The organism is Schaedlerella arabinosiphila (genome assembly GCF_003885045.1).
In the GTDB taxonomy this organism is placed as follows: domain Bacteria; phylum Bacillota; class Clostridia; order Lachnospirales; family Lachnospiraceae; genus Schaedlerella; species Schaedlerella arabinosiphila.
Genome location: NZ_RHJS01000002.1, coordinates 1222768 through 1235411, shown reverse-complemented (window position 1 = coordinate 1235411; position 12644 = coordinate 1222768). Strand labels below are relative to the sequence as shown.

At 48.1% G+C, this 12644-nt stretch carries 12 protein-coding genes; 7 read left to right on the top strand and 5 right to left on the bottom strand.

Annotated features, from left to right (window positions below):
* Nucleotides 1-49 precede the first annotated feature (49 nt).
* On the bottom strand, nucleotides 50-1411 hold the full coding sequence (locus EBB54_RS06120) for an MFS transporter (protein WP_125126764.1): 1362 nt from the start codon (nucleotides 1409-1411) through the stop codon (nucleotides 50-52).
* 18 nt (nucleotides 1412-1429) lie between these two features.
* Nucleotides 1430-2233 (bottom strand): alpha/beta hydrolase, encoded by an 804-nt coding sequence (locus EBB54_RS06115; RefSeq protein ID WP_125126763.1) that lies wholly within the window; start codon nucleotides 2231-2233, stop codon nucleotides 1430-1432.
* A 265-nt stretch (nucleotides 2234-2498) separates the two neighbouring features.
* Here EBB54_RS06115 and EBB54_RS06110 point away from each other — a divergent pair, with 265 nt between their 5' ends.
* Nucleotides 2499-3404 (top strand): AraC family transcriptional regulator, encoded by a 906-nt coding sequence (locus EBB54_RS06110; protein WP_016296884.1) that lies wholly within the window; start codon nucleotides 2499-2501, stop codon nucleotides 3402-3404.
* A 111-nt stretch (nucleotides 3405-3515) separates the two neighbouring features.
* On the opposite strand, the gene EBB54_RS06105 is transcribed toward EBB54_RS06110, so the two are convergent.
* The gene (locus EBB54_RS06105; RefSeq protein ID WP_125126762.1) at nucleotides 3516-5075 is read right to left on the bottom strand and encodes an IS66 family transposase; all 1560 of its coding nucleotides are present in this window, start codon (nucleotides 5073-5075) and stop codon (nucleotides 3516-3518) included.
* Nucleotides 5076-5092: 17 nt separating this feature from the next.
* Complete coding sequence (locus EBB54_RS30755) at nucleotides 5093-5407, bottom strand: hypothetical protein (protein WP_004083136.1); 315 nt, start codon at nucleotides 5405-5407, stop codon at nucleotides 5093-5095.
* A gap of 528 nt (nucleotides 5408-5935) precedes the next feature.
* On the opposite strand from EBB54_RS30755, the gene EBB54_RS06095 reads away from it, so the two are divergent.
* The 6 genes from EBB54_RS06095 (at nucleotide 5936) to EBB54_RS06070 (ending at nucleotide 11820) form a co-directional block, all read left to right on the top strand.
* Nucleotides 5936-6895, top strand: coding sequence for a calcium/sodium antiporter (locus EBB54_RS06095; protein WP_125126761.1), 960 nt, complete (start codon nucleotides 5936-5938; stop codon nucleotides 6893-6895).
* Between the two features lie 176 nt (nucleotides 6896-7071).
* Complete coding sequence (locus tag EBB54_RS06090) at nucleotides 7072-7749, top strand: 3'-5' exonuclease (RefSeq protein WP_125126760.1); 678 nt, start codon at nucleotides 7072-7074, stop codon at nucleotides 7747-7749.
* 89 nt (nucleotides 7750-7838) lie between these two features.
* Nucleotides 7839-8504, top strand: a complete 666-nt coding sequence (locus EBB54_RS06085; RefSeq protein ID WP_125126759.1) for a response regulator transcription factor — start codon at nucleotides 7839-7841, stop codon at nucleotides 8502-8504.
* Nucleotides 8501-9598, top strand: a complete 1098-nt coding sequence (locus EBB54_RS06080; protein ID WP_125126758.1) for a sensor histidine kinase — start codon at nucleotides 8501-8503, stop codon at nucleotides 9596-9598. Before EBB54_RS06085 ends, EBB54_RS06080 begins: the two co-directional genes overlap by 4 nt.
* Nucleotides 9599-9734: 136 nt before the next feature.
* Complete coding sequence (locus EBB54_RS06075) at nucleotides 9735-11171, top strand: ABC transporter permease (RefSeq protein ID WP_125126757.1); 1437 nt, start codon at nucleotides 9735-9737, stop codon at nucleotides 11169-11171.
* A 13-nt stretch (nucleotides 11172-11184) separates the two neighbouring features.
* Nucleotides 11185-11820, top strand: a complete 636-nt coding sequence (locus EBB54_RS06070; RefSeq protein WP_125126756.1) for an ATP-binding cassette domain-containing protein — start codon at nucleotides 11185-11187, stop codon at nucleotides 11818-11820.
* Nucleotides 11821-11990: 170 nt separating this feature from the next.
* On the opposite strand, the gene pgmB is transcribed toward EBB54_RS06070, so the two are convergent.
* Nucleotides 11991-12626, bottom strand: coding sequence for a beta-phosphoglucomutase (pgmB, locus tag EBB54_RS06065; protein WP_016296891.1), 636 nt, complete (start codon nucleotides 12624-12626; stop codon nucleotides 11991-11993).
* Nucleotides 12627-12644: the final 18 nt, after the last annotated feature.

Sequence of the window (12644 nt, the reverse complement as noted above, 5' to 3'; positions counted from 1 at the left end):
CCTTCCACTATGAAAATCGTCCCCCCGGATTACAAAATATTATCCTCTGTCAATTTCCTGCCTTTTGGGCAGCTTTCCGCTCTTTGATTTCTTTTATGAATTGCGGATTTTTTGTTTCTACATCCAGGAACCAAATATCTACCAACAGGATGATCGCCACAACCAGCGGCCCGAATTTGAAAAATGCGTCAATACCTGAAACGGTAGAGGCGGCCTGTGTTTCCAGAGCCCCGTTATAACCGATGGCGCTCAGCACAAAGCCAAATGCCGCAGTCAGCGCGCCCTGTCCTACCTTGGCACCGACCGAGCTTGCGGAAAACAGAACAGACTGAACGCGGATACCGGTCTTCCACTCCCCGTAGTCAATGGTATCCCCAATCAGCGCCCCTGCCATCCCCATGGCGAAGCCCATTCCAATCCCGCGCATAAGCGCAGTCACGAACAGAACCGTATTGCTCGTAGGCAGTAGGATAAACGCAATCTGCGCCGTCAGCATGCATATGGAACCGAACAGGACCATCTGGCGTTTGGTAAACTTCCTGAGAAAAAACGGCGCGATCGCAGACAAAAATACGCCTGGAAGGTTGGAGCAGGCCACAAAGGTTCCCATCAGCGCCATGTTTCCCAGAACCGAATTCAGGTAGTAAACCGAGACGGACAGATTGAAGGTCAGAATAAAGTTAGCCATCAGGTTTACTACAAATGCCATCCACCAGTATTTATTCACAACCGCACACTTTACGCCTACGATCAGATTCTCCGGCGGTACTTCATTTTCCACCCGCTCCTTGACAAAGATCACGTTCAGTACCAGGGGAATCAGGCCTATAATACCGAATACCAGGATGGATTTAATCCAGGCAGACTGCTGCCCCTGCCCGCCAAAGAACTCTACCATGGGCATCATCGCAGAAGCCATAATGGTCTGGGTCAGCGCGGAAAACATCATATTGAAGATCAGCATCTGAGAACGATCCACCGAGTCATTTGTCACATAGGACGGCAGGGAACCGAACGCCATGCCGACATACGTATATAATACCGTATTGAACAAGTTGTAGGTAATAAAAATATAAATAATTCGCAGCGCAAGGCTTCCGTCCGGAACCAGAAATACCAATATGACAGAAAATATCATGGGAATGGACCATTTCAGAACAACCGGGATACAATGTCCCCTTTTGCTCCTGTGGCTATCTATAATCTGTCCGGCAATCAGATCGGAAATGCCGTCAAAAATCTTGGAAAACGCGATCACTGCTCCCACCAGAGCCGCATTTAACAGAATGACATCCGTATAGAAAAACAGGACATAAGTGCTGAATAGTGTATACAGGGCGTTCATACCAAATGCGCCGGAACCATAGATTAATTTTTCAAATAAACTGATTTTACTCGTATCCTTTAACATAGTTTTCCCCTTCTCTCTTTAGTTTTCTCCAACCAGAAATACAAATGCTTCTTCCAGATGCTTATTCCAGAAATCCCAGTCATGACAGCCGCTGTCCTCAATGTATACAAAATCTGCATTCTGTTCCTTTAAGAAGTCGCGCACAGTATGATTTTCCTTCAGCAGGATATCCTCACTGCCTTCGGCCATATAGATCTTCGGAATTTCTTCTCCGTTCCTTTTCAGCTCCTGATAAATAAATCTGGGATCCAGATCGCTTTCTCCAATCTTCTTGGGATCTCCGAATACCCTACACTGATATGCCGCGTCAGAAATGCCGTCATCCGCAGGGACTCCTCCTCTATCCACTATACGAACCGGCACATAAGCCCCAGAAAGCGCAATTATTTTCGAAAAATTGCGGGTGTATTTCAACCCGTTGCGCATGGCTCCGTAGCCTCCCATGGACAGCCCCCCGATAAACGTATCCTCTCGCTTGTGAGACAGATGGAAGAGCCTGCGCGTATATTCTACCAATTCTTCTCCAATATATCTTCCAAAATACCGTTTTTCCACAGGATTGTCCACATAAAAGCTGTTGTCGCCGTCTGGCATGACCACAGCGATCCCATATTTTTTGCTTAGCTCACGTACCCGGGTATTGACCAGATAATCCGTCTCATCCCCGGTATAACCGTGCAGCAGATACAGTGTCCTCATTTTTCCGGTTATAAAATCCGGTTCTCCATACTCGCTGAATGCCCCGTCATTTGGAAGCACTGCCGTAAACGGCACATTACGCATCAGACAGTTGGAAAAAAATTTTACTTGGATGATTGCCATAGTTTTCGTCTCCTCTCATTCTATACTTTATGATATCACATGCGAAAAAACTACGCAGACAGCTTTTCATCTACTGTGGTATCCAAATATTTACGGCCGTTTTTTCAATTCTTATTATATAAAATAATATGGTTCCATGGATGTGATTCCATGCGGAAAAAAATGTAAAATATTGATATTTTTTGCATTGACTTTTCCAAGTAATTATGCTATTTTCCAGTCATATGAAGTTTTCGTAAAGTAGCTTTCCCCGAGGAGGTAAAAAATGAATGCATTCCATGAAATCGTGGTGCCGCCCGATAATTTTCCCGCGGTTATACTGATTCATTCACCTGAAAATACAACCATCTGTGAGATGCACTGGCATGAATGCATGGAACTGGTTGCTTCCCTGGATTCCCGCCTGTATGTTACCTGCGGCCAGAACGAAGTCACTCTTATGGAAAATGATGTTACAATTGTCAATAGCTCCATGATCCACCGTGTCACCCCTGTGAAAGGGCATGCCATCGTAAGCCTTTCCCTCCGTCTGGATCCCGGATTATTTAAAAACTATTCAAAAGAAAACCACAACTGGTTCGACCTGAGCCGAAACGAAGAAGCGCGCAGAGATATCGCCTCCTGCTGCAGGAACCTTTATGAACTTTATGCGGCGAAAGAAGAAAATCCCGGATTGCTCCTGGAGGCAAATGCCCTTGTGTTCCACATCGTATATCTGATGATCACATATTGCTGTGTCTCGCGTATGGGCAGTCCCCAGGCACATTCTGAAAAATATTACGGCCGCTACCGTGAGCTCATGTCCTACATGGAGGAACACTACAGCCAGCCGCTTACCCTGGATGAAATCGCGGATTTGCTGCATCTATCCAAAGAACATATCTCACGGGAGTTCCGCTCCTATGTGGGTGAAGGGTTCCGGGAGCATCTGACGAAGATCCGTCTGATCAATGCGCAGAAGGATCTGCTTGGAAGTGATCTTCCGCTAATTGATATCGCCATCAAAAACGGCTTTCCGAATCTGCGGGCTTATAATCATTCCTTCCAGAAATACTATGATATCCCGCCGGCGCAGTACCGGCGGAACTACAAACGCCGGAACGACAAAGTAGAATATGCGGATGTCCTGCTTGTAAGGCAGAGTGAAAAAAAGAATCCGATCGGAGTATAAATCCAACCAGTAAAATAGGTTACTATTCACAGTCGATTTAAAATTATAAACACCAGTAGACCAAGGGATTTGAAATAGTCTCTTGGTTTGCTGGTATTATGAACTGACAGTTTATGCAAAGATTTCTTCAACAGTGTAAGGAGCTCCGGCACATAATCTTGAAAGTGCCTCCATTTCGTTTATGTGATTCTTTCTGCACGTTTCCACATAGGTCTTCACTGTCGCATAATACTTTGCGGTTTTTTCGCTGTCAAATTGTCCTGAGATCTTCATATGGGATTTGATTCCGCGCAGCCCTCGCTCGCTTAAATTATCTGTTGTCGGCAGGCGGAAATCCTCTACCCATCTGAAATAATTCTCCTGATATTTTTCAATCCGATCCAAAACGGTCCTTTCGAAGGAAACAGCATACTTGTTTTTGGATTTTTTGTTTTCTTTATCCCCTTTCTTCAAAAAACGTTCCACTTTCGTTTTAAAACTTTTTATCTCCTGGTCCGGAAAGGACTCTATTCCTTTCAAGATCAGATCCTTACGCTTCTTTATTGTCGATGATATCAGTCCTTTCATACCAATTGCCCATTTATGGGTCGGATTATCATCCGCTATCTTTTGAAGGTCTCTTTCCAGATGCTGGTTGCACTCAATGTTCTGAAAACAAAAAAGTTCGTTATAGTTCACCCTGTTATGGTCATGCATGACCGTTGTTTCCGGAGTGAGCGCTGTAAGGATCTGGTCATCAAGCATGCCCTCCAGGTCCTTATGCTCATGGGCGGTATAGTACGAGATCGTTTCGTCTCCATAAAAACGCATACAGGCTCTTTTCGTCTGTATCATGACCACAGTGTCATCCCAGTAAAGGAGTGCCCTTGTAATCAATACCCTTTTCAGGTCAGACATAAATGCCTGAAGATTCCCCGAGGCCCTTTTATACAGCTTGCAGATAAAGCCTTCACTTGGACACATCAGCCCGTCCGTCATACCACTGACCAGCATACGCGCCTTATTAACCGCTACATTTCCGGTAGCCATCATAGAAAGGGCCAACGCCTGTACACGGCTTCCATATTGATTTTGTTCTTTCAGACGTTTCTCAATCGGCAGGCGTACTGTCGCGCCGCAGTCCACGCAACTGTAAATATGGTATTCATGCCTGCGTTTCACAACTTTGATCTCTACATCGAATTCGTCTTTTGAAATGGACTCCCCTGTATCTATGAGTTTCCCACCACAAAAATCACAGGTTTCAGCAGACAGGTCAAGCTCATGGGAAATGGTCTCCGTAATATCGGAATCTTCAAATTTTTCCATCCCATGCTTCTCATGGCCCGGCTGTCCGCCCTTTTTTAAACTGCTTCCACGCCTGGAATTGGGGATCACTTTTTTCTTGTTGATTGGCGTAGTAGCAGTAGACATTCCCGTGTTTGTGCCGTCATGAGCCGCTACAGCTTCAAGATGCAGCACCTTATTTGTTAGTTCCTTGATGAGCGCGTCTCTTTCGGAAAGCATTTCCTCATAAGCGGCTTTCATTTTTTCTTTTGATTTTTCACATCTGGCCAGGGCATTGGTGAGGGAATGGCAGCGTTCCTGATAATCCTGTATCCTGTCTTTTAGATTTATGATTTCAGCGGACATTCGCTCCAGGCTGACACGTTTGCTGTTACTGTAGATCACGATAGCTGCTCCTTTGATTACTGGGATTCCAGTTTATTCCTGAGTTCCCTGTTCTCGATTTCCAGGCGTAATATTTCCTGTTTTAGCTCAGAAATCTTCATGCCTTTTAACCGGTTTAAAATTTCATCCTGTTCCGTCAGCTGTACGGTTTGATAAGGGCTATTTTTTCGGCATCGTCCGTCTGTTTTTCTGATCTCGCCGGTTTCCGGGTCAACCCTGCCGATCAATGTTCTTTTAGAACGGGATTGCTTTTTTTCGCTGTCCCAGTATGCTTTCGATTCATAAGCATAAGTAATTCCAGATCTTTTGTCCGTCTGATAAACAATGCTCATATAATATTCCTCCTCATATCGGTATGTGTTAATTATAACACATACCGATATGAAATACAAGAAGAAAATCACTAAAAACAACATTTTTTTCATTGTTTTAGCGACTTTCTAAATAGAAATTTTCTTGTTATGTTTGTACTCAAAATTTCTAGTGGATAAGCCTTTGGTTTAAATCAACTGTGAATAGTAACTAAAATAGCGATTCTCTTCCATTTTTTTCTTGACATTTGGCAGGAATCAGGGTAAACTAGCGGCAACGGTATAGATATCCCTGCATTTCCATGCAGGCAGTTATACCCAATAAAAGGGAGTAGCTTCCATTGAGAACAACATCAGGGCCTTTGTTTTTTCACATCCCTGCCTTTTCGTTCTCAGTGTGATACGAAATCGTCACCACGTTCATTCCTGATATGATCCGGTTCGTATTGTCAATTAGCAAGACTTTTATTGCAGGATTACATAACAGTTGTAACTCTGCAGTAAAAGTCTTTTTTTGCTGCAGGCCACACAGACAAAGGGAGGAAAAAAATGGTATATGTATTTTTAGTTCTGGGATTTGTATTGTTGATCAAAGGCGCGGATTTTTTTGTAGACGGGAGCTCCAGCGCGGCAAAGCTTTTGAAGATCCCGACGATCATCATCGGGCTGACTGTGGTCGCGTTCGGGACCAGCATGCCCGAAGCCTCTGTCAGCGTCACCGCCGCTCTCAAGGGGCAGAATGGACTGGCCGTGAGCAATGTGCTGGGCTCCAATATTTTCAATCTTCTGATTGTACTTGGCTTCAGCTCTGTGATCCGTCCCCTGAAGGCAAGCCCCACTGTCCTGAAAAAGGAATTTCCTTTTTCCATCCTCATCACGGCCGTACTTGCACTGCTTTGCACCGGCCTGTCCTTCGGCGGACTCTTCGACGGCACAGGCAGCTTTCATCTGGATCGGATCGACGGATTGGCGCTTCTGGTCTTATTCCTTGTCTTTTTAGTTTCACAGGTCAGAGGCGCTTTGAAGGCCCGAACCGATGAATCCGGGGAGGATTACGAAACCATGTCCCCCCTGAAAAGCGTCCTTCTTGTCCTCGTCGGGCTGGCCGGAATCATCCTGGGCGGAGATCTGGTCGTGGACAGCGCATGCGAGATCGCCCTGCAGTATGGGCTGAGCCAGTCCTTCATCGGGCTCACCATCGTCGCCATGGGAACCTCCCTGCCGGAGCTTGTCACCTCCATGGTCGCCGCCCAAAAGGGTGAAAATGACCTGGCTCTTGGAAATGTGGTCGGCTCCAATATTTTCAATATCCTTCTGATCCTGGGAATGAGCGCGGCCATCTCCCCCATCACAGTCGATGGAGAAGCCATCTTTGATATGCTGCTCCTGATCGTTATGAGCGGCATTGCTTATGTATTTACCAGGAGCAAGGGGGTGCTCTCCAAAAAAGAGGGGTTCGTCTTCCTGTTGATGTATGCCATATATTTTGTCTATATTTATCTTAGATAATCACAGTTCAAAGGGGGCTTCTCCGGTACAATCGGCGGCAGCCACAAACATATGGCGCGGCACGAAAAGTTCTGTTATAATGAAATCTGTGCAGCGGTTCAGGACCTGCTGCAATATGCGCCGTTACTGCAAATCCTAACTGCGCACCACATACATTGGCGGAGGAAAAGAGAAACATGCTTGGAGACAAAAGAGGAAAGAAACGGAATCAATATACGGCAGACTATGTAGTTTTCGACCTGGAGACCACCGGAACCAGCGCGGTCAATGATGCGGTCATCGAGATCTCTGCGATCCTGGTGCAAAACGGCAGAACCGCGGATGAATTTTCAACGCTGGTGAATCCGGAGAGACCCATCCCCTATCATGCCTCAAAAGTGAATCATATCTATGACGACATGGTAGCGCAGGCGCCCTTATTTGAAAAAGCGCTGGCTGATTTTGACGCGTTTATCGGAGACCGGATTTTGGTGGGACACAACATCCATACCTTTGACATGAGGTTTCTCTGGCGTGACGCGGAAAAATACTGGGGAAAGACCCTTGCAAATGATTACATCGACACGCTGCCCCTGGCCAGACAGTGCCTGCCCCAGCTTTCCAACTACAAGCTGACGGACCTGGCCTCTTATTACCATATTTCCACAGACGGGGCCCACCGTGCCCTTGCCGACTGCAGCATGAATCAGAAGATTTTCGAAAAGCTGGGCCAGGAGCTCTCCTCTCCGAAGGCTGCGCAAAATCTAAAAACCTGCCCCAGGTGCGGCCAGCTTTTGAAAAAACGCAGTGGAAAATTCGGAGACTTCTGGGGATGCAGCGGGTATCCGGACTGTCGATATACGGAGAATATCTAAGGCTCTCCTCCAGGGCTTCCGGGAAAATGGAGAAAATTTCATACCCATTCCACATTCCCATGCTACACTGTCCCCAAGGAGGTGCTACAATGGCAACACTATTAGTAGTTGAGGACGACCGCAAGACCAACGATGCAATTTGTGAATACCTAAAGCCCGCAGGCCACAAGGTTATCCCGGCCTATGATGGCGGGGATGCGTTACAGTTTTTCCGTGAGAACAGCATCGATCTTGTTGTGCTGGACATTATGCTGCCCCATGTCAGCGGCCTGTCCGTCCTGCACGAGATACGGCGGACAAGCACAACACCCGTTCTGATGCTCACTGCTATTGAGGACGAATATACCCAGGTCATGAGTTTTGACGAGCAGGCTGACGATTATATGACAAAACCCTTTTCTATGGTACTGCTGGGGAGGCGGATCACCGCTCTCTTGCGGCGAAGTGGACAGGCCCCGTTACCCCAAACTATAACCTTTGGTGATGTGACCATCAATTTCTCCGGCTACACCGCCAGCGACAGCACCGGAAAAATCGACATCACGCCCAAGGAAATTGATCTGCTCCGACTGCTGGTGGAGCATAAAGGGCTGGTGCTGACCCGTTCGCAGATTTTGGACGAACTATGGGGGGCTGACTACCCGATCATCGACCGAACCGTGGACACCTACATCAAAAATCTGCGGAAGAAGCTGCGACTTGACTGTATCGTAACAGTTAAGGGGATCGGTTATAAATACGAGGTACAGCCATGAAACGATTAAAATTATTTCCAAAAATATTTCTGTATACCATGAGTATCATGCTCTTTGTCGTTGTTGTCACACATGGGCTGATCTATCTCCTTGCCCCACGGTTGCAGCTTGCGGTGAGTACCCCGGATGATGTTGTTGTCAGCATCAGACAGGAGCAATTTGTGACCGAGGCAGTAGAAAAGGCCCTGCCCGTCTCTTTGAGCTGTTCTTTGCTGATTTCCGTTGTCTGCTCTCTCCTGTTTTCTAAAGCGATTGCTGACCCTATCAAGAAGATTTCGGCGGCAACCGAGCAGATGATGAAATTAGACCATGGGGTGAACTGCCCGATTCATACAAAGGATGAAATTGGTACGCTGGCGCGAAACGTCAATGATCTATATTCTGATTTACTATCCACGATTGAACATTTAGAGCGGGAAAAGGACGCTGTGCGTGATATGGAGCAGACCAAGGTTGACTTCCTGCGGGCGGCATCCCATGAACTGAAAACCCCTGTGACGGCTCTGAACGCCACCCTGGAAAATATGATTTTAGGCGTTGGGAAGTATCAGGATTATGCTGCCTATCTCCCGGAGTGTAAAGAAATGGTGGAGCAGCTTTCAGGGATGGTACATGAAATTTTGGAAACCTCCAGGCTGAACACCACCGATGAACCAGCGAAACCGATTGACATAGCGGAACTGATGGCGGAACTGTGTGCACCGTATCAGATGATTGCGGCAGCACATCAGATCACCTTCTCACTTGATTTGCCAGAACAATTTCCCGCGAAACTTCCGGCTGGTCGGTTTAGCAAGGCGGTATCAAATGTTCTCGCAAACGCTGTCACCTATACGGAGGCCGGGAAAGCCGTTTCCGTCTGCATGGAAGGGCGCAGTCTCATGGTAGAAAATGAGTGCAGGCCTATCCCTGACGATGAAATCCGCCGTCTGTTTGAGCCATTCTACCGTCCAGACTTCTCCCGAAGCCGGATAAGCGGCGGCAACGGCCTGGGCCTCTATATCGTGGATACGCTCTTGACCTCTATGAATATCCCCTATTCCTTTGTGCCCATGAATTCTCCGCCTGGGATGTGTTTTACAATTCAGCTATAAATACGGAAAACTCCCTGGCCGGGGAGTTTTTCATTTCCAGAAAAATTCCATATACGTTTCATCCCCATTCCACATTGGGGTGTTATTCTGCGGGTGCGTTCGGAAGAACAGCATCACGATATGGAGGTATCGAACCATGAGCATTTTCAAGAGGGCGTTTCTATACGTCACACGAAAACGAGGGAAAACCATTCTCCTGTTCACTATTCTGATGATTATGGCAACCTTTGTCCTGACAGGGCTTTCCATCTGGAAAGCATCCGAGGCCGTACAATTTGATTTGCGGCAGAGCCTGGGCGGCAAATTTGACGTTTTCGTGGATTGGAGCAATAGCCCTTATGTAGTGAAAGAACCCGTCAAAGACGAAGTGGACGAGGAAACCGGCAAGACATCAAGCAGTTTTCTCATGTATTCCACCGTACAGCTTACCCCGGAGAACATTGCGGCAATCAAAGGTCTTTCCGGCGTAAAGTATTGCAGTGCAAGGCAGGACAATCTTTTGCCGTTTGATGGACTTTCCCTTTTCCCCGGCACGATTTCAACAGATGCGAAGTATCAGGGCTATACAAAGGTGCTGGGCGTCTGCAGCACGGAGGATGATGAACTTTTCACCACCGGCACACTGACGTTGGCAGAGGGGCGGCATATCTCCGCCGATGATACCCATGCGGCAATCATCAGCCAGGACTTGGCAGAGCGGAACGAGCTGAAAATTGGGGACGATCTTACCGCCCTCAGTTACAGCGTGGAAGATCAGGGTTTTACCGGGCAGGAAATCAAGGTACAGATCGTCGGGCTGTTTACCCCGAACGCGGTGGAGCAGTTTGGCGAAACCGTCACTACCTACGATAAAATCCAGAACCGGATATTTGTAGACTTGCAGACCTCGAAAGAATTTGACGGCGGAGAAATCAACTACGGCTTTTCCGCCCTCCATGTCACCATATCCGACCCGCAGGACATGGCGCAGGTGGTGGCCGATGTAAAAGCCCTGCCGGGTATCGACTGGAAAGCCTTTACCGTTGAGATTGACAATGAAACCTACGAAAACGCCGCCGCTCCGCTGGCTACGCTGAATGAATTGGTCATGACCCTGCTGGTGGTGATTATTGTTGTCAGCGCCATCATTCTGGCCCTGATTTTGACCCTTTGGACAAAGACCCGCATCCATGAAATCGGCGTGTTCCTGTCCGTGGGGATCAAAAAAACGGCCATCATCGGGCAGTATTTGATTGAGGTGCTGCTGATCGCCGTCCTCGCCTTTGGCCTGTCCTACTTCACCAGCAACGCAGTAGCGGGGCAGATCGGCAACCACCTGCTGGAGCGGAGTATGCAGACGGAGCCGGAGGACGATAACGACCTTGTAACTGCCGCCGCTGCGGTTGATGCAGGTGCAGATAACCTTATTCAAAAAACCCTGCCCACGGAGGACGGCATCCAGGTGTCCGTTGGGCTGGATCACCTTGCACAGCTCTGCCTGATTGGCCTTGCCATTATCATTGTGGCCGTCAGCGCATCGTCTATCATGGTCATGCGGCTGAATCCCCGTGAAATCCTGTCGAAAATGAGCTGAAGGAGGGACGATTATGTTTACACTGGAATTGAAAAATGTTTCTTACGCCTATGAAAAGGGCAAGGCGGTTTTGCAGAACATCAGCGGGTCGCTGGAAACCGGGAAAATGTACGCCATCCTCGGCCCGTCCGGGTCTGGCAAGACTACGCTGCTGTCCCTGTTGGGCGGGCTGGATGTGCCAACACAGGGCAGCGTCCTGTTTGACGGCGGGGACATAACGGCAAAGGGCTTGGAACATCACCGAAAAAACCATATCTCGCTGATTTTTCAGAGCTACAACCTGATTGATTACATGACGCCCCTTGAGAATGTGCGGCTCACCGCCAAGCTGGACGCCGCCCCCATTTTAGAACGGCTGGGGCTTACAAAAGATGAAGCACAGCGTAATGTGCTGAAACTGTCCGGCGGACAGCAGCAGCGGGTGGCGATTGCGCGCGCCCTGGCCTCCAATGCCCCGGTCATTCTGGCAGACGAGCCGACCGGAAACCTGGACGCCGATACCGCCGAGGAGATCACGGCCATTTTGAAAGAGAGCGCCCATGGGTTCGGAAAATGCGTGGTGGTCGTGACACATTCTGGCGTGGTAGCAAATCAGGCGGACGTGGTGCTGGAGATCAAACGGGGACATTTGAAAGAGAGGGACATGTGATGAAAAAAAGAGTTTACAAACAGGGCACAATGCGTAAATAAGACCTTAACTAAAGCCGGGAACCTATGAACAGATTCCCGGCTTTTGCTATGCCGGATTTTTGAATATTCTGTTATTATTCACAGCCATATACTTTTGAAATATCCGGCTGCCCTTCGAATATCCGGATCTTATACTTCTGCAATGTCCAGAAGTTCTTTGAATGCCTGGATCTTATAATCTGCCTTCCCGTACCCTGATGCGTCCCCGATGCCCACGGACTTCATCCCTGCCGCCCGGGCCGCATCAATCCCGGCGTATGCGTCCTCCACAACCACACATTCTTCGGCGCCGATCCCCAAAAATTCCCCGGCTTTCACAAACACCTCCGGATCCGGCTTGGAATGGGTGATGTTGGTGCCGTCGGAAATTGCGTCAAATGCATCCAGAAGCCCCACCCGTTCCAGAATGAATTTCGCATTTTTGCTGGAAGAACCGATGGCCAGCCTGTAGCCCGCAGCCCGCAGTGCGTCCAGCGTATTCCGCACCTCGTCCGAAACATCTGCGGGAGTCATGGTATGCAGCAGCTCCCGGTAGGTGTTGTTCTTCTCCTCCATCAGTTCCGCCTTTTTTTCCTCCGTCAGCACTTCCTCACATTTTTCCAGAATGATCTCCAGGCTCTCCGCGCGGCTCACACCACGCAGACGGTTATTGATGACCTCATCAAAATAAATTCCCATCCTGTCCGCCATCTTTTTCCACGCCTGATAGTGGAACTTGTCCGTAAATACAATCACTCCGTCCAAATCAAAAATAAAAGCCTTCATGTTCTGTCTCCTTCTTAA